25 protein-coding genes are annotated in these 21,613 nt (G+C 48.7%); all 25 read right to left on the reverse strand.

The window, feature by feature from the left end:
* Nucleotides 1-15 precede the first annotated feature (15 nt).
* The 25 genes from atpA to rho all read right to left on the reverse strand — a co-directional run bounded on the left by atpA (nucleotide 16) and on the right by rho (nucleotide 21,588).
* Nucleotides 16-1,524 (reverse strand): F0F1 ATP synthase subunit alpha, encoded by a 1,509-nt coding sequence (gene atpA / locus ACXAGL_RS04905; RefSeq protein ID WP_474969751.1) that lies wholly within the window; start codon nucleotides 1,522-1,524, stop codon nucleotides 16-18.
* A gap of 15 nt (nucleotides 1,525-1,539) precedes the next feature.
* Nucleotides 1,540-2,088 carry a F0F1 ATP synthase subunit delta gene (locus ACXAGL_RS04910; protein WP_027954732.1) on the reverse strand — a complete coding sequence of 183 codons (549 nt, stop codon included), beginning with the start codon at nucleotides 2,086-2,088 and terminating at the stop codon, nucleotides 1,540-1,542.
* Nucleotides 2,085-2,609 (reverse strand): F0F1 ATP synthase subunit B, encoded by a 525-nt coding sequence (gene atpF, locus ACXAGL_RS04915; protein ID WP_474969752.1) that lies wholly within the window; start codon nucleotides 2,607-2,609, stop codon nucleotides 2,085-2,087. Before atpF ends, ACXAGL_RS04910 begins: the two co-directional genes overlap by 4 nt.
* Before the next feature lie 220 nt (nucleotides 2,610-2,829).
* Nucleotides 2,830-3,042 (reverse strand): F0F1 ATP synthase subunit C, encoded by a 213-nt coding sequence (gene atpE / locus ACXAGL_RS04920; RefSeq protein ID WP_014644824.1) that lies wholly within the window; start codon nucleotides 3,040-3,042, stop codon nucleotides 2,830-2,832.
* 51 nt (nucleotides 3,043-3,093) lie between these two features.
* Nucleotides 3,094-3,816, reverse strand: a complete 723-nt coding sequence (gene atpB, locus ACXAGL_RS04925; RefSeq protein ID WP_474970443.1) for a F0F1 ATP synthase subunit A — start codon at nucleotides 3,814-3,816, stop codon at nucleotides 3,094-3,096.
* A gap of 24 nt (nucleotides 3,817-3,840) precedes the next feature.
* On the reverse strand, nucleotides 3,841-4,209 hold the full coding sequence (locus ACXAGL_RS04930) for an ATP synthase subunit I (RefSeq protein WP_027954729.1): 369 nt from the start codon (nucleotides 4,207-4,209) through the stop codon (nucleotides 3,841-3,843).
* A 1-nt stretch (nucleotide 4,210) separates the two neighbouring features.
* Nucleotides 4,211-4,429: an AtpZ/AtpI family protein gene (locus ACXAGL_RS04935; RefSeq protein WP_027954728.1), complete on the reverse strand. Its 219-nt coding sequence runs from the start codon at nucleotides 4,427-4,429 to the stop codon at nucleotides 4,211-4,213.
* A 247-nt stretch (nucleotides 4,430-4,676) separates the two neighbouring features.
* Nucleotides 4,677-6,833 carry a S8 family serine peptidase gene (locus ACXAGL_RS04940; protein WP_474990183.1) on the reverse strand — a complete coding sequence of 719 codons (2,157 nt, stop codon included), beginning with the start codon at nucleotides 6,831-6,833 and terminating at the stop codon, nucleotides 4,677-4,679.
* A 479-nt stretch (nucleotides 6,834-7,312) separates the two neighbouring features.
* Nucleotides 7,313-8,464, reverse strand: a complete 1,152-nt coding sequence (wecB, locus tag ACXAGL_RS04945) for a non-hydrolyzing UDP-N-acetylglucosamine 2-epimerase (protein WP_474990185.1) — start codon at nucleotides 8,462-8,464, stop codon at nucleotides 7,313-7,315.
* 39 nt (nucleotides 8,465-8,503) lie between these two features.
* Nucleotides 8,504-9,136, reverse strand: coding sequence for a uracil phosphoribosyltransferase (upp, locus tag ACXAGL_RS04950; RefSeq protein ID WP_027954725.1), 633 nt, complete (start codon nucleotides 9,134-9,136; stop codon nucleotides 8,504-8,506).
* Nucleotides 9,137-9,496: 360 nt separating this feature from the next.
* Nucleotides 9,497-10,753 (reverse strand): serine hydroxymethyltransferase, encoded by a 1,257-nt coding sequence (gene glyA / locus ACXAGL_RS04955; RefSeq protein ID WP_474969755.1) that lies wholly within the window; start codon nucleotides 10,751-10,753, stop codon nucleotides 9,497-9,499.
* A gap of 26 nt (nucleotides 10,754-10,779) precedes the next feature.
* Complete coding sequence (locus ACXAGL_RS04960) at nucleotides 10,780-11,349, reverse strand: TIGR01440 family protein (protein ID WP_474990187.1); 570 nt, start codon at nucleotides 11,347-11,349, stop codon at nucleotides 10,780-10,782.
* Nucleotides 11,350-11,486: 137 nt separating this feature from the next.
* Nucleotides 11,487-11,927, reverse strand: coding sequence for a ribose 5-phosphate isomerase B (gene rpiB, locus ACXAGL_RS04965; protein ID WP_474969757.1), 441 nt, complete (start codon nucleotides 11,925-11,927; stop codon nucleotides 11,487-11,489).
* A 118-nt stretch (nucleotides 11,928-12,045) separates the two neighbouring features.
* Nucleotides 12,046-12,654: a low molecular weight protein arginine phosphatase gene (locus ACXAGL_RS04970; RefSeq protein WP_474969758.1), complete on the reverse strand. Its 609-nt coding sequence runs from the start codon at nucleotides 12,652-12,654 to the stop codon at nucleotides 12,046-12,048.
* Between the two features lie 72 nt (nucleotides 12,655-12,726).
* Complete coding sequence (locus tag ACXAGL_RS04975) at nucleotides 12,727-13,263, reverse strand: manganese efflux pump MntP (protein WP_474969759.1); 537 nt, start codon at nucleotides 13,261-13,263, stop codon at nucleotides 12,727-12,729.
* A 59-nt stretch (nucleotides 13,264-13,322) separates the two neighbouring features.
* Nucleotides 13,323-14,357 carry an L-threonylcarbamoyladenylate synthase gene (locus tag ACXAGL_RS04980; protein ID WP_474970444.1) on the reverse strand — a complete coding sequence of 345 codons (1,035 nt, stop codon included), beginning with the start codon at nucleotides 14,355-14,357 and terminating at the stop codon, nucleotides 13,323-13,325.
* A gap of 223 nt (nucleotides 14,358-14,580) precedes the next feature.
* A complete protein-coding gene (locus tag ACXAGL_RS04985; protein ID WP_474969760.1) occupies nucleotides 14,581-14,895 on the reverse strand; it encodes a hypothetical protein in 315 nt (104 codons plus the stop codon).
* Between the two features lie 52 nt (nucleotides 14,896-14,947).
* On the reverse strand, nucleotides 14,948-15,556 hold the full coding sequence (gene spoIIR, locus ACXAGL_RS04990) for a stage II sporulation protein R (RefSeq protein WP_474969761.1): 609 nt from the start codon (nucleotides 15,554-15,556) through the stop codon (nucleotides 14,948-14,950).
* 97 nt (nucleotides 15,557-15,653) lie between these two features.
* Nucleotides 15,654-16,523 carry a peptide chain release factor N(5)-glutamine methyltransferase gene (gene prmC / locus ACXAGL_RS04995; RefSeq protein WP_474969762.1) on the reverse strand — a complete coding sequence of 290 codons (870 nt, stop codon included), beginning with the start codon at nucleotides 16,521-16,523 and terminating at the stop codon, nucleotides 15,654-15,656.
* A gap of 1 nt (nucleotide 16,524) precedes the next feature.
* A complete protein-coding gene (prfA, locus tag ACXAGL_RS05000) occupies nucleotides 16,525-17,595 on the reverse strand; it encodes a peptide chain release factor 1 (RefSeq protein WP_474990190.1) in 1,071 nt (356 codons plus the stop codon).
* A 117-nt stretch (nucleotides 17,596-17,712) separates the two neighbouring features.
* Complete coding sequence (locus ACXAGL_RS05005; protein ID WP_474990192.1) at nucleotides 17,713-18,117, reverse strand: hypothetical protein; 405 nt, start codon at nucleotides 18,115-18,117, stop codon at nucleotides 17,713-17,715.
* A gap of 114 nt (nucleotides 18,118-18,231) precedes the next feature.
* Nucleotides 18,232-18,513, reverse strand: a complete 282-nt coding sequence (locus tag ACXAGL_RS05010) for a four-helix bundle copper-binding protein (RefSeq protein WP_474969764.1) — start codon at nucleotides 18,511-18,513, stop codon at nucleotides 18,232-18,234.
* Nucleotides 18,514-18,951: 438 nt separating this feature from the next.
* A complete protein-coding gene (locus tag ACXAGL_RS05015) occupies nucleotides 18,952-19,566 on the reverse strand; it encodes a thymidine kinase (RefSeq protein ID WP_474970445.1) in 615 nt (204 codons plus the stop codon).
* Nucleotides 19,567-19,852: 286 nt separating this feature from the next.
* Nucleotides 19,853-20,098, reverse strand: coding sequence for a type B 50S ribosomal protein L31 (locus ACXAGL_RS05020; protein WP_008632303.1), 246 nt, complete (start codon nucleotides 20,096-20,098; stop codon nucleotides 19,853-19,855).
* 203 nt (nucleotides 20,099-20,301) lie between these two features.
* Nucleotides 20,302-21,588: a transcription termination factor Rho gene (gene rho / locus ACXAGL_RS05025; RefSeq protein WP_474969765.1), complete on the reverse strand. Its 1,287-nt coding sequence runs from the start codon at nucleotides 21,586-21,588 to the stop codon at nucleotides 20,302-20,304.
* Between the last annotated feature and the right edge of the window lie 25 nt (nucleotides 21,589-21,613).

Here is a 21,613-nt window from a genome sequence, read left to right on the forward strand (position 1 = left end):
CCTGCTATGATTCATTTATTCAGAAACGACGAATGTTTTCTTGAATTCATTCACAGCACCGCTCATATCATCGTCTTCCGCAAGCTTACCTGTTTCACGGATCTGATTCAGCAGTTCTTTGCGGTTGTTATCCAGCCAGTTGTGGAATTCCGCTTCAAAACGTGTGATGTCTTCGGTTGGAATTTCATCCAAGAAACCTTTTGTCAGGGCATAAATGATCATAACCTGCTTTTCAACTGCCAGTGGCTGGTGAAGACCCTGTTTGAGAACTTCTACCGTACGGGCACCGCGGTTCAGCTTCGCCTGTGTGGATTTATCCAGATCAGATCCGAACTGGGCGAAGGCCTCAAGTTCACGGAAGGAAGCAAGGTCAAGCCTTAAGGTACCGGCTACTTTCTTCATCGCTTTGATCTGCGCTGAACCACCTACACGGGATACGGACAAACCAGCGTTGATGGCTGGACGTACACCTGAGAAGAACAAGTCCGACTGAAGGAAAATCTGGCCATCCGTGATGGAGATAACGTTCGTCGGGATATACGCCGAAATATCACCGGCTTGAGTTTCAACGAAAGGAAGGGCTGTCAAAGAGCCGCCGCCTTTGGCATCACTAAGCTTAGCTGCACGCTCAAGCAGACGGGAGTGCAGATAGAAAACGTCTCCCGGGAATGCTTCACGACCCGGCGGGCGGCGAAGAAGCAGGGAAAGTTCACGATAAGCGGCTGCCTGCTTGGACAGGTCATCATAAACAACAAGAACGTGCTTGCCGTTGTACATGAAGTCCTCACCCATCGATACACCAGCATAAGGAGCAAGGTACAAGAGTGGTGCAGGCTGGGAAGCACTTGCTGTAACGACAATCGTGTAATCAAGAGCACCATGGCGGCGCAGTGTTTCTACTGTTCCGCGGACAGTGGATTCTTTTTGTCCGATGGCTACATAAATACAAACCATATCCTGGTCGTGCTGGTTAATGATCGCGTCGATCGCTACAGATGTTTTACCTGTCTGACGGTCTCCGATGATCAACTCACGCTGGCCACGTCCAATAGGTACAAGGGCGTCAATCGCCTTGATTCCTGTTTGAAGCGGCTCATCTACGGATTTACGATCCATAACTCCTGGTGCAGGAGATTCGATTGGACGGGTTTTGCCAGTTTCAATCGGACCCAGACCATCGACCGGCTGGCCAAGCGGGTTGACGACACGGCCAAGCAGTTCCTCACCTACTGGAACCTGCATGATACGACCGGTACGGCGTACTTCATCGCCCTCTTTAATATCTGTATATGGTCCAAGAATGACAAGACCAACGTTACTTTCTTCCAAGTTCTGTGCCAGTCCCATGACACCGTTTGAGAATTCAACGAGCTCACCAGCCATGACATTATCAAGGCCATGTGCACGGGCAATACCGTCACCCACTTCGATAACAGTCCCCACATCATTGACTTCTATATCTGATTCATAGTTTTCAATCTGCTGTTTAATCAGCGCACTGATTTCTTCAGCTTTGATGCTCATGCGATTTCACCCCTATCATCTATTGTTCGTGGAAAGAAGCTTCCGTTCTATACGGCGCAGTTTTCCACTGACAGAACCATCAAAAATGCGATTCCCTACACGCAGGCGTATGCCGCCGATAATGGAAGGGTCTACGATATTTGTCAGGTTCAAGGATTGCTTCCCGACTTTCGGTGCAAAAGATTCAGATATACGCTGCTTTTCAGCTTCGGAAAGCTGACGAACAGAATAGACATCCGCATCTGCAATTCCTTTGGCATCATTCATCATCCGAATGTAATCCTGGATCATATCCAGAATAATATCCTCACGGTGTCTCTCTACCAAAAGTTTCAATAAGTTCACGATCTCTTCAGAGAAGGACTGAAAAGACTCGGCAATCATTGTTTTCTTTTGATCGATGGAGAAACGAGGGTGCTTAAGAAAAGAGATGATCTCTTCACTGCTTCGGAATACTTCTTTCAGCGTCTGCAGTTCCGTTTCAAACTTCTCCAGCTTGGATCTTTCCTGTCCCAGCTGAAAAAGAGCATCGGCATAACGGTGGGCAATGATCGACTGACTCATCGCTTCTCGCCTGCCTCATCGATATACTGGTTGATCAAAGCTTCCTGATCTTTTTCAGAAAGTTCTTTTTCAATCACTTTGGAGGCGATCATGACAGACATGCCTGCCACCTGATCTTTAAGAGCCTGTACGGCTTTTTCTTTCTCCTGCTCGATTTCCTGACGCGCTGATTCTTTCAAACGCTCAGCTTCCGAACGTGCAGAATCGAGAATATCACGTTCCTGCTCTCCCGCCGTTTTGCGGGCATCTTCGATAATCTTCTGTGCATCCTGACGAGTGGCCTTCAGTTCATCTGAAGCTTCACGCTGCATACGGTGAGCTTCTTCACGGCTTTTTTCAGCCGTATTTATTTCATTGGCTACATAATCTTCACGATCTTTCATCATTTTCATCAATGGTCCCCACGCAAACTTCCCTAATAGGGCAAGAAGACCAAGGAAGAAAACAAGCTGAACGATCATATCACCGATTAACAGTCCTCCCTCAGCACCGAGGACCAGATTGGCTGCGAATCCTTGCACAGTTTTCACTCCTCTCCACACCAAATCATCACGAACGCTGCCTGTCCCCATCCAGTCCGGCTGAGGCTAGACAAGCGAAAAACCCGGCTTCCGCTGGCTGTACAGCTTCCGTCGAAGTTTTCCTCCTGTGACTTGCGGGTATAAAGTTTTCATAAAGTATAAAGGAAAGGCGAAGATCGATTGAGTTGAACTTCGCCATAAGCGTATATACTCGTCCTGATTATTGTCCCATTACGATGAATGCAATAACTACGCCGATGATAGGAATCGCCTCGACTAGTGCAACACCGATGAACATCGTTGTTTGAAGAGCACTGCGGAGTTCCGGCTGACGCGCGATACCTTCGACTGTACGACTTACGATTAGACCGTTACCAATACCAGCACCCAGTGCTGCTAAACCTACTGCAATTGCAGCTGCTAAAAGACCCATAATGAAAATCCTCCTCAATATTTTAAAAAAATTTGTTTATGATGCTTTATATCAATGATCTTCGCTCACTTTGTGAGACAAGTAGACCATCGTTAACATAACGAAAATAAACGCCTGGATGAAACCAATAAACGTACTAAAGCCCATCCACGCAACCATTGGTACCGTGGCACCAAGGAAACCGCCGACGCCTGTTGTTGCCAATCCAACCAATAAGCTCAACAGAATTTCACCAGCATAGATGTTCCCGTAAAGACGCAGACCAAGTGTCAGCGTGTTGGAGAACTCCTCAATAATCTTAAATGGCAATAAGAATGGCAGCGGACGGACAAAGCCTTTGGCATATTCCTTCCCGCCTCTCAATTTCACGCCATAATAGTGGGACAATACGACGACGAGCGTAGCCAGGGTTAATGTGATACCCGGATCGGCTGTCGGAGATTTCCACCAGAGAGTGTGTCCTACTACACCATTCGTGACGACCCCAAGCATGTTGGCCACAAATATGTAGGCAAATAATGTCAACCCAAGCGGCAGGAATAACCTACCTGTCCTCCAGTCCATGTTGGACCCTATGATCCCTTTAATGAAATCGATGAGCCATTCCATGAAGTTTTGGTAACCTTTAGGATAACGCTTCATGTTACGTGTTGCCGCTACGCCGAGGATAAAAACAATCAATGATGCGACAAACATCATCAGAACGTTTGATAAGTTAAAATCCAGCCAACCAATACCAAACGCATCCTCATAAATCGGTGCTTCATGATTCAAACTGTTCACCTGCCTTCCATCATGCTATACTGTTGATTTATTGAACAGATAATCTATCAAAATGACAATGTAGGCTGTCATTAAGCCCAGAACTACAGAAATTAAATGGAAATATTCTTCATATTGAAGGGCGATGACTGCAGCTAAAGCGCCGGAAGCCAGTCGCGTAAATGTGCCAATCCCTCTTACGGAGCGGTTGTCTGAGGAAGCTTCTCCTAATTTGCGGATCTTTCTCTGCATGAGCCAGAGGTTGTAGTAGCTCAATGCACTTCCAAGCAGAAGTCCAAGGAAAATTGGCTGCCAAGGGGTAATCCCCCAACCAAGTACAAATAATGCCAGAAGGTAGAACATCCATTTTCGCTGACGGGTAATCATCTGATGATATCCTTGCATGTTAATCGTCTCCCGTATACGTCCGTACTAAATGAATGGTTCCATATGTACCTGCACCTAACCCAAGGAATAATCCAATGATTAAGAATGTGGGTTCAGTGGAATAGTGACTGTCCACCCATTTCCCTAAAAAAACACCTGCGAGCGGACCGCCTGCAAGCTGGGAAAGGATACTGCTGGTCAGCGCCATCGCTTTAAAAGGAGGGTCGTATTTTTTCAATCATTTCCTTCCCTTCCACTTTCAGGATGGCATCTGCAAGTCACCTATGAAAACCTTATCATTCCACACTATGTAAGAATACAATAGGGGTGGTTTCATGTCAATGTGTTTGTGATTAAAAATACAAAGGATTGACACCGTTCGATCACATTTCCGTCACAATTGTGACACAATCTTCCTGCATAAAAACAACCATGATTCCAAGGCCACGGATAAGCACCACAGAACCTCGTTCTGCGGTGCTTTTTTATCGGTTCCCTTCTATATATACAGGAAAGGCATAGCTGGCCTTCTCCTTTTCATGCACAATTTCCACCACTGCTGTATACATCCCTGCCAGTTCCTGATTACGGACAGAGACTTCACCTTCCACCATGCCGGCTTCCTGTTCCTCCAGCTCCGCAAGGGTGGCTGTCCACATCATCGTCCCCGCACGATACAGGTCGATAACAATACCATCCACAGGATCCGAAAGGTGAAAACGGTAGTCGGCCTTTTCCCCAGCCGGCCACCTTTGGGTGAACTCAAATCCGGAAACCCATTCATAGGTCGATTTCTGATTCACGTACATATAAGGAACATTGTAAGACACACCGCCTGCTTGAAAGGACACGTACCCTTCCTGCACACCCTCCTCCAGGAAGGATCCATTCAACCCAAGTCCCATGCTTACTTCCTTTGTTTCGTTTCCTTCAAGGCGGAACGGTAGTGGCAGTTCCCATGTCTCCCCCTGTTTTCTTTCCGGTTGTTGAAACCGGACCTCTACGGATTCCTCAGTTCGGTTTTCCAAGGTTAATGCAAGGTTTTTCCGCTCCAGCCGTCCCTCAACTTTTCCAATAACCATGTCCTCCTGATGAAAAAGAAGGGGTGGTTGAAGAGCTTCTGTCATATTGAATACCCCGGCTCCCTGTTCCGTCGGGAGAAATGTCTCTCCTTTTCCCTCCATCACATCCGCTGTACTAACCAACGCACTTTTGATCTCTTTCGGCGTCCAGTCCGGATGTGCTTCTTTCAACAAGGCCGCCGCACCGGCAATGTGCGGGGCAGCCATACTCGTGCCCTGCAGGGGTGTGTAGCCGCCCGGGACTGTACTCCACACGGCTACACCGGGTGCCAGGAGATCAGGTTTGACCTCCCAGTTTGTTGTGACAGGTCCCCGTGAACTGAATGGCGCCACCTGCTCATCCTCCGCAAGCATGACGGTTTCGACCCATTGATTCTGCTCGACGGCCTTTTCCTTCAGCCACAGCCCTTCCTTCTTCGTCAACGAGGCTGCCGGAATCGGAATCCTGCTTCCATTCAGCCCGCCACTGAATGAACCCTCTTCATGATTGTAGATGAGCACAGCCTCCGCTCCCGCTTGATACGCCTTTAAGGCTTTTTCGAAAAAAGGCAGCCCTCCACGCTCAAACAAGACGATATGCCCGCGGGCATCAGAAACCTCTGTCTCCCCTGTCCCTGCAAAAACGACCGGGTACTTTTTTTCCAACGACCAGGGAACAGAGCCTGAAAGTGTCTGGATGTGTATGCGCTCCTTTTCACCAGGGATCTCCAGGGCTGGGGCTTTCGTTTTCATAGAGGAAGCCCCGACGGTTATGGCAAGGCTGGAAGTGGCCGGTGAACCGACTGTCCACGCATCCGGACCTGAATTCCCTGCGGCAGCTACTACGACAGCTCCCATTTCCACGGCTTTGTTGACAGCATGCGTCGTTGGCCAATCCGGCCCGTTCACATCATTCCCCAGTGAAAGGTTGATGACGTCCATGCCATCTTCCACAGCTTCTTCCAGTGCGGCGATGACCTGGACCGATGTCCCCATTCCCCCTGGACCGAGTGCTCGATACGCATACAAATCAGCATCAGGGGCCATCCCCTTCATCTCCCCATCCGCAGCAATGACTCCGGCAACATGCGTGCCGTGGATCGTCGCACCCTCTCCTTCTGTTTCCATTGGATCATCATCAAAGTCCACGGTGTCGCAGCCTCCCTGATAATTTTTCGTTAAATCAGGGTGGGTGTAGTCCACACCGGTATCAATCACCCCCACTTTCACGCCCTTCCCTGTATAGGAAGTCTGCATCTCGTTACGGAGCGTGTGGGTGGAGTAGGGGATTTCATCTGTGGCGAGGGCCTGATACTGGGTGACAGCGTGCTGATTCCTGACCGTTTCCATCCTCGCTGCTTGTTCAAGTTCTTTCACACGGCCCTTCACGGCTGCGGCATTCAACAGCGTGTCATATCGGGCGACCACTTCAAGCCTCGGAAACCTCCGCTCCAGCTCATCAACAAACTCTGCCACAGGCTGTTCCACTTCTATGATGATGGTGACCTCTTCATCCGGCTCGGGAGCACGAAAGCCTGAAACCATCAGAAAGACAGATATTATGGGAACCAAAAGTTTCATAACGGTGCGCTCCTTTTTAGGATAGCTTCTGCCAGTAGAAAACGATTATACTTCCATAAAAAAAGCTGAGCTCGAATGAGCTCAGCTTTTAGAGAAACCTTTTTTCTAGTGACTCCAAAGGATCGATCATCAATACTTGGTTATGGATAGGACCTTTCCCACGCAAGCAGCTGTACTGTTCTTTTGCAATAGCGAAGGAGCTACGCTCAACGTTCTCTTTTATCATAGGATAAAGCTGTCTCCCCACAGGCATCGGCACGAGGAGCGTTCGGTGGTGACGCCTGCGGGAAAAGCGCGAGCCGAAGATCCACTTGGTCCCATGCTTTTCTTGACCAAGTCAGCTGAGGCCGTGCCCGCGGCAAGCATCCACCGATAAGCGGAACGTGCCCTCTCAACATGACATACGGACAACTCTAACTGGTTATGATGAACTTTTTCTACAGACTGAAAGCTGAGCTCGAATGAGCTCAGCTTCCTTTTTATTCGTCAATTTCAAAAGCTGCCGGCTTTTCCTGCCTGCGGCCGAAATAATATTGGATGGCTTCTGCAATGCGCGCAGATGCTTGTCCATCTCCATAAGGGTTGGACGCCTTCGCCATCTGTTCATGCTTCTCATCCTCAGATAGAAGCTCATGAGCAAGGTGGAAAATGTGGTCTTCATCTGTCCCGGCGAGTTTTAACGTACCTGCTTCAATCCCCTCTGGACGTTCGGTCGTATCACGCAGAACAAGGACAGGTACACCGAGAGACGGTGCCTCTTCCTGCACGCCGCCGGAATCAGTCAGAATCAAATGCGCACGGGAAGCAAAGTTATGAAAGTCGATGACGTCGAGAGGATCGATCAATTTAATCCGGTCATCATTACCAAGAATGCTGTCCGCCGTTTCTTTAACCACTGGATTCAGGTGAACTGGATAGACAACTTCAATATCGTCGTGTTCCTGAACGAGGCGCTTAATCGCTCTGAACATCTGTTCCATATTGTTACCGAGGTTTTCCCTGCGGTGCGCCGTCATTAACACAAGACGCTTGGAACCCACTTCATCCAGTACAGCCGATTGATAATCATCCCGGACAGTCGTCTGCAGGGCATCGATGGCCGTATTTCCGGTTACGAAAATATGGTCCTCTGATTTATTCTCAGCGATCAGGTTATCCCTGGACTTGTTCGTCGGAGCAAAATGAAGATCTGCCATGACCCCTGTCAGCTGCCTGTTCATTTCTTCCGGGAACGGAGAGTACTTATTCCACGTGCGGAGTCCAGCCTCCACGTGCCCGACAGGAATCTGGTTGTAATAGGCCGCAAGGGAAGCAGCGAATGTCGTGGTCGTATCTCCGTGCACCAAAACAACATCCGGCTTCGTCTCCTTCATGACGTTGTCCAGACCTTCCAGCGCCCTCGTCGTTACCTGGGCCAGTGTCTGTCGATCTTTCATAATATCCAGATCAAAATCAGGAGTGATATCAAAAATCGTGAGCACCTGATCCAGCATTTCACGGTGCTGAGCGGTGACTGTTACAATCGGCTCAAACTCGTCACTGCGTTTTTTCAATTCCAATACAAGCGGAGCCATTTTGATGGCTTCCGGCCTCGTACCAAAAATGGTCATTACTTTAATTCGCTCTGCCATGGTGCTGCCTCCTTCTGTTGAGGAATAGTAGCCGTACGTTTACTTAGTGCCATATAGGCGGTCACCGGCATCTCCGAGACCAGGGACAATATAGCCTTTTTCATTCAGTTTTTCATCAAGGGCTGCCAGGTAGATATCAACATCCGGGTGCTCTGCCTGAACAGCTTCTACACCTTCAGGCGCCGCTACAAGGCACATCAGGCGGATTTGGCGTGCTCCACGTTTCTTCAAGGAGTGGATTGCTTCATTGGCAGATCCGCCTGTGGCCAGCATCGGATCGATGACAATCAGTTCACGTTCTTCGATATCACTTGGAAGTTTGACATAATACTCCACCGGCTTCAGCGTCTCAGGATCACGATAAAGTCCAACGTGACCGATTTTCGCAGCTGGAATCAGTTGTATAATTCCATCCACCATACCCAAGCCTGCACGTAAAATAGGAACAAGGCCGATTTTCTTCCCTGTCAGCACTTTCGCTCTGGCCTGTTCCACGACAGGCGTATCGATTTCCACTTCTTCCAATGGAAGATCACGCGTGATTTCAAAAGCCATAAGAGCAGCTACTTCATCCACGAGCTCACGAAAGTCTTTCGTCCCCGTCTCTTTTTTACGTATGTAGGTCAACTTATGTTGAATCAAAGGGTGATCCAGTACATAAACGTTTGCCATTGCCATTCACTCCTTCTCAAAATTTACATCCTTTAAATTGTACTGAAAAAGCCTCTCTCCTGCAACCCGGATTTCATTTCGATTTCCTTACAAAATGTTAATTTCCTTCATGAACAGCAGAAAAGAATCATTCACAGATGGATGGAAAAGGAAAAGAATCCATAAAGAAAGAGCTCCCTGTCTACAGGCAGCTCTTTCTTTATAACCTTTTTTCTTTCTTGCCGCCAGGAGCGAAAGCCCCTTCCCTTCCGCAGACGAGGAGCTTATCGGTGGCGATGCCCGCGGCATTCATCCATCGATAAGCGGAAAGTGGCCCTTCACACGACTAATGGACAACTCTATATTGGAAGGCTTTTTGTGTCAGATGGATGAATAATTTAACGTCTGGTATAGAGGGAAGCGGGAAGTAAGAGCACGAACGCGCTTCTCTGCTTCTTTCATTTTCTCTTCGTCTTCATGGTGGTCAAGCGTGAAGGCAATCAGATCTGCGATTTCTTCCATTTCCGCTTCCTGGAAGCCGCGGCTTGTAACGGCAGCTGTCCCGATCCGGATGCCGCTCGTAACGAAAGGACTCTCAGGGTCAAACGGAATGGCATTTTTGTTCGTTGTCAGTCCGATGGCGTCCAAGGATTTCTCAACGACTTTCCCGGTTAACTCCTTGCTTCTTAAGTCCAGTAACAGCAGATGATTGTCCGTTCCGCCGGAAACAATATCCACTCCTTTATTTACAAGAGCCTCTCCAAGATGCTTCGCATTAGCGATCACCTGGCGGGAATACTGTTTGAATTCAGGCTGCAGCGCTTCTTTAAAGGAGACCGCCTTCGCTGCGATGATGTGCATAAGCGGGCCGCCCTGCATACCAGGGAAGACGTTCTTATCAATTTTCTTCGCAAACTCTTTTTCACAGAGGATCATTCCACCACGAGGACCACGGAGTGTCTTGTGGGTCGTTGTTGTTACAAACTGGGCATGAGGGACAGGGTTTGGATGAAGGCCGGATGCTACAAGTCCTGCAATGTGAGCCATATCCACCATCAGGTAGGCACCCACTTCATCAGCAATCTCCCGGAATTTTGCAAAATCGATTTCTCTCGGATAGGCACTGGCACCCGCAACAATCAGCTTCGGCTGCACTTCTTTGGCTTTCGCGAGCACAGCGTCATAATCAATTTTCTGATCGTTTTCATCAACGCCGTACTCCTCAAAGTTGTACAGCTTCCCACTGAAGTTCACTGGACTGCCGTGTGTTAAGTGACCGCCATGGCTGAGGTTCATGCCGAGTACAGTATCGCCGTGGTCCAATACTGTAAAGTAAACAGCCATATTTGCCTGGGCTCCGGAGTGAGGCTGTACGTTTACGTGCTCCGCTCCAAACAATTCCTTGGCACGATCGCGCGCAAGATTTTCCACGACGTCTACGTGCTCACAGCCGCCGTAGTACCGGCGCCCTGGGTACCCTTCTGCATATTTGTTGGTGAGTACAGAACCCATGGCTTCCATTACGGCTTCAGAAACAAAGTTTTCAGAGGCAATCAGCTCAATATTATCCTGTTGGCGTTGTCTTTCATTCTCCATCGCGGCAAAGATTTCTGCATCTGCTGTTTTTACATGATTCATCGTATTTCGTTCCCCTTTCATGGCTCTTAGTCACAAAACGATCCTTCTGTATCCCTTTCATACACCGCCCGTGCTCCCCCGATGAGCGGAGGACGGGTTTTAGCTGCTGTCATATGGGCATGCCCCACTGTTTTCTGCTTCAATCGGACAGGAACAGCCACCCGCTTCAAATGCATGCCGATCAGGGTGTCTCCGATATCGAGACCTCCCGCTGCCTGTACAGCTTCAACAAGGACTGGATCCTTCAAATGCTTAAAGGCATAGGAAGCCATCGATCCTCCCGCCTTCGGAACAGGAACAGCCGCTACTTCCTGCAGCCGTTCACGCTCAAGCACGGAGCGTTCCACCACCAGAGCCCTGTTCAAATGTTCACAACATTGAAAAGCCAGGTCGACACCGTCGACAGACTGAATGTCCAGCAAAGCATGAAAAACAGATTCAGCGATCGCCTCGCTGCCGGATGTGCCGATACGTTCCCCGGCAATTTCACTGGTCGAACAACCGACTACAAACAATCCCTTCTGCAGAATATCGGATTCAAGCAGTTCATCTATCAGCTGCTTCATATCATTCTCCACATGATTCCATTGCGCCATTTCCCCGCACCTCCTTTGTTAAGTACCCGGAACACCGGTAACACAGGCTTTATGATAAAAAAGGAGAAGCTGATTCTGCTCCTCCTTTTTATCGCAGCGAAAGCTGTAAGACCTCCGCATTTCTATATCCCATTGTATTACTTATTTTCATATTCGGCAATCTTACTTACACGTCTTTCGTGACGACCAGCCTCGAAATCTGTAGATACCCACGTTCTGGCAATTTCCCTCGCCAGGCCGGGTCCGATGACGCGCTCTCCCATGCACAGGACATTAGAGTCATTATGTTCACGTGTGACCTTTGCCGTAAATAAATCATGTACCAGGGCAGCTCGGATACCTTTCACTTTGTTTGCGGAAATGGACATCCCGATACCCGTCCCGCAGATTAAAATGGCTTTATCAAATTCACCGGCTGCTACGCGCTCCGCTGCCGGTATCGCATAATCCGGATAATCCACCGATCCTTCACAATCACATCCGGCATCCTCAAACGCCACGTCCAGTTCTGTCAGGACCTCTGCTACTTCTCTACGCAAATTCACACCGCCGTGATCGGAGGCAAGAATGACTTTCATTTACGCACACTCCCCTCTTCTACATTCCACTATATCGTGCCAGTTTCCTATAGGACTGTCAATGAATAGAAAGAAGGGAAATCCTTATGTACACACGCCCCCCGAAGGGGTCCGTTTTTTATGACTGCTCATCCTTCAGCTTGTCCACGAGAACATCGATGTGTCGGCTGAGTTCATCCCTGGTCCTCCGATAGACATTCAGGCTTCCTCCGAACGGATCCGTAATATTCACATCCGGGAGCTGTTTTTCCAACCGTTCAATCCGGCTGATTTCATCGTCCAGCTCTTCACGGAGTCTGGATTCGAGTTCTTCATCATTGAGGTGATGGTATTTGGCGAGCAGGCTTGTCCGCTTTTCTTCAAAATGGCTGTACAGTTCCTTCAATTCCCCCCACTGATTTTCATCAATGAGCACGTACTCCTTCAGGGTGAAGAACTTCTCCTGATGGTCAGGATACTGAATCGCAAGCGTCTGCTTATGGCGGTCTGTCATTGTCAGAACAAGGTCTGCCCATTCAAGGGTTTCAGCTGAAACGGGGCTTGTCTGGTGGTTCAGTGACAGGTCGATTTCACGTAGAACGAGGCTGGAGTTTTCCGCGAGCGGTTCTCCTTTTCCGGCAAAAATACCGGCAGAACGCACCTTGTCCTGATCGTATTTTGATTTGAGAAGCGCTTCTGCCATCGGACTTCGGCATGTATTACCTGTACATACAAATAAGATATTCATTTCCAATTTCTCCTCATATAGAATCCGTTTTATTCCATCATATCACAGAGGATTCTCTTCCTGAAAGAATGCTCAAAATATAGCATAGAGGCCGAGGGCACACAGGATACTGCCTCCCAGGAGCTCGCTGTAAATCCCCAGGAAAGCTCCAGCCCTTCTTCCTATAAGAAAGCCCGTCCACGTCAACAGCATACTGAACAGGCCGAAAGAGGCAATCGTCATCACCACATCCGCCTCCCGCAGCCCCAGACTGAAGCCCACAGGAAAGCTGTCGATACTGACACTTAATGCAAACAGCCAGAAACCGACCCCGCTGAGACGATAGGAGACCGCGTGTTTTTCCGTAAACGAGGCAAACACAGTGTAGGCACCAAGACCGAACAACATAAAACCTCCAGCCATTTCAGCCCACTCGCTCGCGCCGGCAGACAACCACTGTCCGAGAAGCATTCCCAGTCCAGGCATGAAAATATGAAAAAGCCCGATGGCGATCCCTGTCAGCAGGACATATCTCATACGCACCGCCTGCATCCCTATTCCTAACGACACAGAGAAAGCATCCAGCCCCAAAGCGATGGAAAGCAGCAGCAGTGAAGATAATTGTTCCAACGAAAAACCCCCTCCCCGGACATGCTGTATCATCGTATGCACGGGGAGGGGGAGCTATGTCATTGGTCTTTGACCTTTTTCTCAGCAGCTTTATTCAAACGGTTCATCACAGCAGCACCCACCCCGGTTTCAGGGAAGGATTCGCACAAAATAACATCAACATCTGCTTCCTTGAATTCACGAAGAGCACCATACAAACCTTCCGCCACTTCTGAAAGGCGGCGGCGGGATCCACAGCGGATGATGCGGTCGTGATCCAGGGAATCCGCCAGTTCCCGGCTTGCAATAATCCCGATCCGTTCTCCACGGGATTTACACGCAGCCAGCGTTTCAGCAAAAAAGGAATCGTCCCCTTCCACAAGCCAGAGTGGCGCTTCCGGTGCATAATGCTTATATTTCATACCGGGAGACTTAGGAGCTTCGGCGCTGCCGGCCAAAGCCGGGTCCACGGCAACGCGTGGAAGCACGGTCTCTAAATCTTCCTTCGTCACTCCCCCGGGGCGTAAAATGACCGGAATCCCGGCAGTAATATCCAGCACCGTTGATTCCAGACCGACTCCTGTCGGTCCGCCATCAAGGATACCGGCAATCCGCTCATTCAGATCCTGATAGACGTGGGCAGCGGTCGTAGGGCTCGGACGGCCGGAGCGATTGGCACTCGGAGCGGCCAGCGGTGTATCGGCCGCCTCCAAAAGAGCCAGGGCCAATGGATGATCCGGCATACGGACAGCGACCGTCGACAATCCAGCCGTCACATTTTCCGCTGCGGATCCATTGCTTTGAACAATCAAGGTGAGCGGTCCCGGCCAGAAAGCATCCATAAGTTCAGCTGCTACCGGAGGAATTTCCACGGCCAGACTTTCCACCTGGGCGCGGTCCGATACATGGACAATCAAAGGATTATCTGAAGGACGTCCTTTGGCTTCAAAAATTTTCTGGACGGCTTTTTTGTTGGTTGCATCAGCACCCAGTCCATATACCGTTTCCGTCGGAAAAGCTACCACCTGCTGATTCAGAAGCAGCTCCGCCGCTTCCTTGACAGCTTCATCGTTTTTTTGTGGATGATTCAATCTTTTCCACATCTTCGTTTGCATACACATGGTCCGTACTCCTTTGTTCTAGGTAAATATCTACATATATTATGATGAATTCTACAATATATCGCAAATTTAGACATTATTCACAAGATGTCCTCAAGTTATCCACAAAAATACCCACATATCCAAAGAATCCGTTAGTAACTTGGAAGATAAATCCACCACTGTGCACAGGTTATCAACAACAAAAAGGCCAATTGTGAATAAGTTCCTTAGTTATTCACAATTTCGCATGTGACCCTTCATATATCCACAATCTTTTTTCGACATCCTCCAGACGGAAACCCTGATGCTGTAAAAGAAGGTCCAGCGTTTGGGAATGACTCTCCACGTGAAGCGGTCCCAGGTTCTTATCTTGCACATAAACCTGGATCAGCTCAAAAATCTGCAGGATTGTCCCAGGCGTCACCGCAGCCTGCACATGCAGTTTCTCCATTTTCCGACCGGCGGACACAGGCGTCAGACAAAAAGAGCCTACAACCTTATTCTCCTTAACCAACTGGAAGTTTTGATCGTCTATTTGTTTAATAAACATGATAGAATCCACCCCTTTGATTCACTCTATGAAAAAAGGGGTGGATTCTATGCTAGGAAAATAGACTTTCCCATATCTCTACAACGAAAAACTTCACTTCTTTTTCTTCCTTCTCTTCCTTCACATCTTCCTCATTGTCCGAAGGTGTTTCTTCAGCTTCAGCTACACTTGTGCCGTTTGAAAAATCAAGGAAGCATAAAGGAGGAAACAACACACACCACCAGTTGTCGCCAGTCCCTCTTCCAAGCGTAATCAACACCGCTTCATACTCTCCGGCTGGATAAATATAAGACCCGTAAAGCTTTGTTGGAAACTGGACGTTTTCCCCGTAATCCACCGTATAGGAGGAACGTTCCCCCTCGGCTTTCAACGTCTCTTCAACGATGACTTCCAATTCAGGCAGCCGGGCTTCAATTAACTGCCTGGCGGATTCTACAGATGTGAGGTCCTTCACCCATTCAGTAATTTCAGCATTCACTTGGTCGCGCACCTTCCGTTTGATACGCTGATCCTCCCCGTCATTGCTGTCTGCAAGAATCCGGAGACGAATCGCTTCATCCGGGATGACTTGATAATCTATGCCGGCTTCTGAGCGCTGCCCCCACGGCAGAACGGTCATAAGAATAATTAAACTGAATAATAGCAGTACACTGTTTTTCATCGTCCTCTTCCTCCCTGTCCCTTACTAGTTGCTAGTATGGGCAGGGAGGAAATATCTTAAACCATTGACCTATGAATCTATTAAAAAAACCAGATTTTTATTCTGTTTTCCTCCGGCTTGCAAAAACCATCCGGTCCCGTCCGTTGATATCTGTTCTGACCTCGGCCTGGAAGCCGGGCAGCAGTTGTTCAATCATAGACAAGACTTGTTCTCCCTGAAGCCATCCAATTTCAAAGGCGAGGAGAAGAGGCTTCTGTTCCGCATGCGCGACCTGAGTGAGAATACGCTTGTAGGCGGCCAGGCCTTCTTCTTCTGCAAATAACGCCAGAGAAGGATCAAAATCAAGAACGGTATCATCCATCAACGCTTTTTCTTCTTCAGAAATATAAGGAGGGTTTGAAATGAGAATATCAAATGGTTCATGCTGTACAGGGGATAGGAAATCACCCTGGTAAAACTGGATATCCACCTCGTGGCGACGCGCATTGGCCGCTGCCACTCTCAGGGCTGCCTCGGAAATATCCACAGCAGTCACATCACTTCCCGGTATTTCCAATGAAGCTGTAATGGCAATGATCCCGCTTCCTGTTCCAAGATCCACAATCTTTGGCGATGCTATTTTTTCGGCACGTGCCCATTCCATGACACCAAGGACAAGTTCTTCCGTTTCCGGGCGTGGGATGAGAACATCCGGCGTCACGTGGAACTCCCGGCCAAAAAAGGAAGCAGAACCAAGCAGATGCTGAACGGGCTCTCCGGTCTCCGCATGCGCCCGGACAGCATTGATGAAGTTCTTTTTCACTTCCTCATTCAGTGGTTCATCTTCATAGGCAAGCATTTTCGAAAAGCTCCATCCCAGATATCCTTCGAGTAAAAGCTGCGCGGCCTGGGTCTCTCTGTCATGCTCCTGCAAAAAAAGAGAAGCCCAGCGGCGGGCTTCCCGAATCGTCGTAAAAGTAGGCTGCATACTATTCACCAAGCTGTTCCATTTTTTTCGTCTGCTCTTCGATCAACAGGGCATCAATGATTTCATCCATGTTTCCCTGAAGAATCTGGTCAAGCTTCTGTAACGTCAAACCGATGCGGTGATCCGTCACACGTGTCTGCGGGAAGTTATACGTACGGATACGCTCGGAGCGGTCTCCTGTACCTACAGCAGATTTACGGTTTTCATCGTATTCTGCTTGTGCTTCCTGTTGGAATTTATCATAAACACGAGCACGAAGAACTTTCATCGCCTTCTCTTTGTTCTTGATTTGTGATTTTTCATCCTGACAAGATACAACAGTTCCTGTTGGTTCGTGAGTCAGACGTACGGCGGACATGGTCGTGTTGACACTTTGCCCTCCTGGACCACTTGAAGCAAACGTATCGACTCGGATATCTTTATCGTGCAACTCTACTTCGACTTCTTCCGCTTCAGGCATAACTACGACAGTCGCGGTAGAAGTATGAATACGTCCGCCTGATTCCGTTTCAGGTACACGCTGCACGCGGTGAGCGCCGTTCTCGAACTTCAGCTTGGAAAAAGCCATGTTTCCGGACACCATAAAGATAATTTCTTTATAACCGCCGACATCACTTGCATTTGCTTCAATGACTTCTGTCTTCCACCCCTGAGCCTCTGCATAGCGTGCGTACATGCGGTAAAGGTCACCAGCAAATAGAGCCGCTTCATCCCCACCGGCTGCGCCGCGCACTTCCATGATAACGTTCTTGTCATCGTTCGGGTCTTTCGGAAGCATAAGGACTTTCAAGCGCTCTTCAAGATCTTGTTTGCGTGTGGAAAGTTCATGAATTTCTTCTTTGACCATTTCCACCATATCCGCATCCATTTTGTCGTCAAGCATCGCTTTTGCATCATCCAGCTGCTCGGTCACTTCATTATATTCACGATAGGCAGTCACGGTATCCTGCAATCCGGACTGTTCTTTGGAATACTCGCGCAGTTTATTCGTATCAGAAATTATTTCAGGATCACTAAGTAATTCATTCAATTTTTCATAACGATCTTCTAATGTTTGTAAACGTTCGATCAATGGTATGCACCTCTTTCTCCATAACAGTCTAATTATATTATAGAGCGCCTGGAGATACAACAACCCCGGAAAACCACCAAACAAAACCGGCACCAATACGGGGCCGGTCCACAGACGTCACTTTATTTTGACATGGATATCATAACGGGGGACTGCTTTGTAAACCGCTTCACCAACCTGGTCTTTCCACTCTTCCCGTTCTTCCTCTGACATGTCCTCTTCACCAGCTATATCAACGGTCACCCAAACCTGGTCCGCCTCCATGATGACACGTTTAACCGCCACCCCTTCCAGCTGCTGGGCGGCTGTCTTGATCAACTCGCGATCCTGTTTCAGTCCCCATGTGTGACCGACTTTATTTACGGATCGCGGGTTCTCATCTTCCATGGTCACTTCATTGTTCATTCCCATATTCTCTACATCGTCACGGCTCGTCTGCCCCTGATATTTTTCCACTTGTGTCCCACAGCCGGCAGCAAGCAGGCACAGCACAACGGCTGGTATCAATACGTGCTGTTTCAAGGTATCACCTCTTATCCTTTTAGGCCTAGTATGACCAGAAGAGGTGAGGGTATGTAATAAGGTTCCGTGCAACTTTCAACATGCTGAAACAAGCAGGACCTCGATGGCCTGCTGTTACACAAGTTTCCTTAACCGGCGGGGGTCCTCCTGAATGTGATATTCCAGCTCTTCACACAATTCCGCATAATCAAGGCACATCTTATATGTCCTGCCGGATCGGCTGTCCCCGAGTTTCAGACACTCGTCGGCACAGGAACGGCACACTTCCGCACACGATTGAGCTAAATCGCGGCTCAAAGGACTGTTTTTTCGAACCACTTCCACCGCATATTTATAGGCGTTCATGGATTCTTCCAACAAATTGGATTTCTCCATAAGATATGCGCTTGTTTTCATTTTTTCCACTCCTTTTCCGAGGGATAAAGAAGATAGGAATCCTCTGCTTTTCCATAGAATACCACATCCACGCCGATGAAAAACCTTCGTCAGCACATCGAAGCACACCCAGTCCGTTTTAAGCATAAAGCTCTGTTAAAATCTGTTGTTGATATTTTAAACGATTACTAAATCGTTTCCGTCTGGAATCAGGGGTCCGGTCCGCTATTTACTCAGAGCATGGGTTGGCAGGGAAAACCGTCCGCTTTCCGCGGGGAACGAAGTTTGAGGAAGCTCACGATACCCCGTGGAAAGGGAGTCATTCCCAAGGCCGCCTCCTACAAATCCCATAACAGAAAGGGGTGATCTGAGCTCACATGTTACATAACAACACCAAGCAATAACAGAGCCAAGCATAAAAAAACAGCCGGCACCAAGACCGGCTGTTTTTAAAACAGGTTACTCCGCATAAGCGGCTTTTATTTCCTTCTGCCTGGGTTTGTTCGGCACTTCATGATGATGACGGCAGCGCGGCTCGTAGGATTCTGACGCTCCCACCAGAATAACCGGATCGTCATAAGAGGCCGGTTCCCCATCAATCAAACGCTGCGTACGGCTTGCGGGCGATCCGCAGACCGGGCAGATCGCGTTCAATTTTGTCACACTTTCACTCAGAGCCATCAGCTCAGGCATCTTACCGAAAGGTTCTCCCCTGAAGTCCGTATCCAAACCAGCGACGATGACGCGTATGCCTTTGTCTGCGAGGCATTCGACTACTTCTACGATATGTTCGTCAAAAAACTGTACTTCGTCAATCCCTACAACATCCATCTCATCCGTGACCTGCTGCAGAATATCCAAAGAGTTTTTTACCGGCCGCGCCGTCACTGAAGTCCCATTATGGGAAACTACAGCATCTTCCTTATAACGGTCATCGATCGCAGGTTTGTACACGCGCACATTCAAGTTTCCAAAGGTTGCCCGTCTTACCCTGCGGATCAGCTCTTCTGATTTTCCACTGAACATGCTTCCGCAGATCAGTTCAACCCATCCGCTCTGTTTCATCACATACACGTCCACTGTCGCTCCCTTCTCCATCAATCAAGCTCAATCCAGCAAAATTGTTTCGTTTATCCTGTATCTCATCAAAAAAGAGCTTCCTCGGGAGCCCCGGATCCCACCGCGGCTCAAACACCAAGGACAGCTCCCTAATATTCATACTTCCCCGGGAATCAGCTGTTCAGTCTTTTGAACCTCTTTTCCCGCATTTTTTTGACAAAAAAACAGGCAAACCTTTGAGACAATTTGCCTGTTTTTGTTCAAAATGATGATGTCCCCTTCCGTGGAAGGCGGATCATAATTATGAAAGGTTATATTTCTTCTTGAAGCGATCCACACGGCCGCCAGCTTTGTCAGCTTTCTGCTTACCTGTGTAGAACGGGTGAGACGCAGAACTAATCTCTACACGGATCAATGGGTAAGTGTTTCCATCTTCCCACTCGATCGTTTCTTCAGAAGTCTTAGTAGATCCTGTTAGAAACTTGAAATTAGAACTTGTGTCTAGGAATACGACTTTACGGTATTCTGGATGAATTCCTGCTTTCATGTTCTTCCACTCCTTTTTGCCCTGAATCCTTGAGAGACAGAGTTATTGTAAGAGCCGTCGAAGGTTCAACATACACCTTGTACTGAAACTCACATAGAAAGATTATAACAGGGGGGAGACCCCAATGCAACAACCAGTTTTTATGAATGGTCAGAGAAGGTGTTGTTTCCACCCACAGCCCCGCCAAAAGCCCGGCGGAGGGATCAGCGGCGCGCCGGTGAAGCTTTGCCTTTCATATCCTTGTCCATCAGATCGAAAAATTCGTCGTTGTTTTTCGACGCACGGAGTCGACGGAGGAACCGGTCAGCAAAATCATGGGAATCGGACATCGTTTTCCGGATGGCCCAGACTTTATCCAGCTGGGTCTGCGGAAGAAGAAGCTCTTCTTTCCTCGTACCGGACCTTACAATATCAATGGCAGGGAAAATCCGGCGTTCTGCCAGGCTGCGGTCGAGATGCAGCTCCATGTTCCCTGTGCCCTTGAACTCTTCATAAATGACATCATCCATCCGGGAGCCTGTATCAACAAGCGCCGTGGCTAGAATCGTCAGACTTCCACCTTCTTCAATATTCCGTGCAGCGCCGAAGAAACGCTTCGGACGATGGAAGGCAGCCGGGTCAATACCACCGGATAATGTCCGGCCACTTGGCGGGATGACCAGGTTGTACGCCCGGGCAAGACGGGTGATGCTGTCCATCAGCACAATCACATCACGCTTGTGTTCCACAAGGCGCATCGCCCTTTCCAGTACCAGCTCCGACACTTTGATATGGTTTTCCGGGACTTCATCAAAGGTCGAACTGACGACATCCACATCCGGGGCAACGGACCGTTCGATATCCGTCACCTCTTCCGGACGCTCATCGACTAACAGAATAATCAGCTTTGCATCGGGGTGATTGGTGGAAATACTGTTTGCCATCTGCTTCAGCAGCATCGTTTTCCCTGCTTTAGGAGGAGCAACAATTAAGCCACGCTGTCCATAACCCACGGGAGCCATCAAATCCATAATTCTTGTGGAAAGCTTTTTCGTTTCCGTCTCCAGTTTCATATGTCTGTCAGGATAAAGCGGTGTCAATGCCGGGAAGTGGACACGCTCCTTGGCGGAATCCGGGTCCTCCCCGTTGACCGCATCTACGTGAAGCAGCCCATAATATCTTTCGTTTTCTTTCGGCGGACGGACTTTTCCGGACACCTTATCCCCGTTACGCAGGTCAAAACGACGGATCTGGGAGGCAGAAATATAAATGTCCTCTGCACTTGGAGAATAATTAATCGGACGCAGGAAACCGAAGCCTTCAGAAGGAATGATTTCCAGAATGCCATCCATAAACAAAAAGCCGTCTTTTTCTGCCTGAGCTTTCAGAATGGCAAAAATCAATTCACGCTTCGTCAGCTTTGCATAATAAGAAACTTTATACTGCCTGGCTTTTGTATAAAGGTCCTTTAAGGTCAATGTTTCTAAATTGGAGATTGTTAAATCTGCCACGTAATCACCACTCTTTTCATTTCTT

It is taken from the genome of Halobacillus sp. ABA4_118, assembly GCF_056160205.1.

What these genes read in the sequence shown, in the direction of transcription:
- atpA (WP_474969751.1), bottom strand. Translation starts at nt 1,524, where the DNA reads ATGAGCATCAAAGCTGAAGAAATCAGTGCGCTGATTAAACAGCAGATT.
- ACXAGL_RS04910 (WP_027954732.1), bottom strand. Translation starts at nt 2,088, where the DNA reads ATGAGTCAGTCGATCATTGCCCACCGTTATGCCGATGCTCTTTTTCAG.
- atpE (WP_014644824.1), bottom strand. Translation starts at nt 3,042, where the DNA reads ATGGGTCTTTTAGCAGCTGCAATTGCAGTAGGTTTAGCAGCACTGGGT.
- ACXAGL_RS04930 (WP_027954729.1), bottom strand. Translation starts at nt 4,209, where the DNA reads ATGCAAGGATATCATCAGATGATTACCCGTCAGCGAAAATGGATGTTC.
- ACXAGL_RS04940 (WP_474990183.1), bottom strand. Translation starts at nt 6,833, where the DNA reads ATGAAACTTTTGGTTCCCATAATATCTGTCTTTCTGATGGTTTCAGGC.
- wecB (WP_474990185.1), bottom strand. Translation starts at nt 8,464, where the DNA reads ATGGCAGAGCGAATTAAAGTAATGACCATTTTTGGTACGAGGCCGGAA.
- upp (WP_027954725.1), bottom strand. Translation starts at nt 9,136, where the DNA reads ATGGCAAACGTTTATGTACTGGATCACCCTTTGATTCAACATAAGTTG.
- glyA (WP_474969755.1), bottom strand. Translation starts at nt 10,753, where the DNA reads ATGAATCATGTAAAAACAGCAGATGCAGAAATCTTTGCCGCGATGGAG.
- ACXAGL_RS04960 (WP_474990187.1), bottom strand. Translation starts at nt 11,349, where the DNA reads ATGGCGCAATGGAATCATGTGGAGAATGATATGAAGCAGCTGATAGAT.
- rpiB (WP_474969757.1), bottom strand. Translation starts at nt 11,927, where the DNA reads ATGAAAGTCATTCTTGCCTCCGATCACGGCGGTGTGAATTTGCGTAGA.
- ACXAGL_RS04970 (WP_474969758.1), bottom strand. Translation starts at nt 12,654, where the DNA reads ATGAATATCTTATTTGTATGTACAGGTAATACATGCCGAAGTCCGATG.
- ACXAGL_RS04980 (WP_474970444.1), bottom strand. Translation starts at nt 14,357, where the DNA reads ATGCAAACGAAGATGTGGAAAAGATTGAATCATCCACAAAAAAACGAT.
- ACXAGL_RS04985 (WP_474969760.1), bottom strand. Translation starts at nt 14,895, where the DNA reads ATGTTTATTAAACAAATAGACGATCAAAACTTCCAGTTGGTTAAGGAG.
- spoIIR (WP_474969761.1), bottom strand. Translation starts at nt 15,556, where the DNA reads ATGAAAAACAGTGTACTGCTATTATTCAGTTTAATTATTCTTATGACC.
- prmC (WP_474969762.1), bottom strand. Translation starts at nt 16,523, where the DNA reads ATGCAGCCTACTTTTACGACGATTCGGGAAGCCCGCCGCTGGGCTTCT.
- ACXAGL_RS05010 (WP_474969764.1), bottom strand. Translation starts at nt 18,513, where the DNA reads ATGAAAACAAGCGCATATCTTATGGAGAAATCCAATTTGTTGGAAGAA.
- ACXAGL_RS05020 (WP_008632303.1), bottom strand. Translation starts at nt 20,098, where the DNA reads ATGAAAGCAGGAATTCATCCAGAATACCGTAAAGTCGTATTCCTAGAC.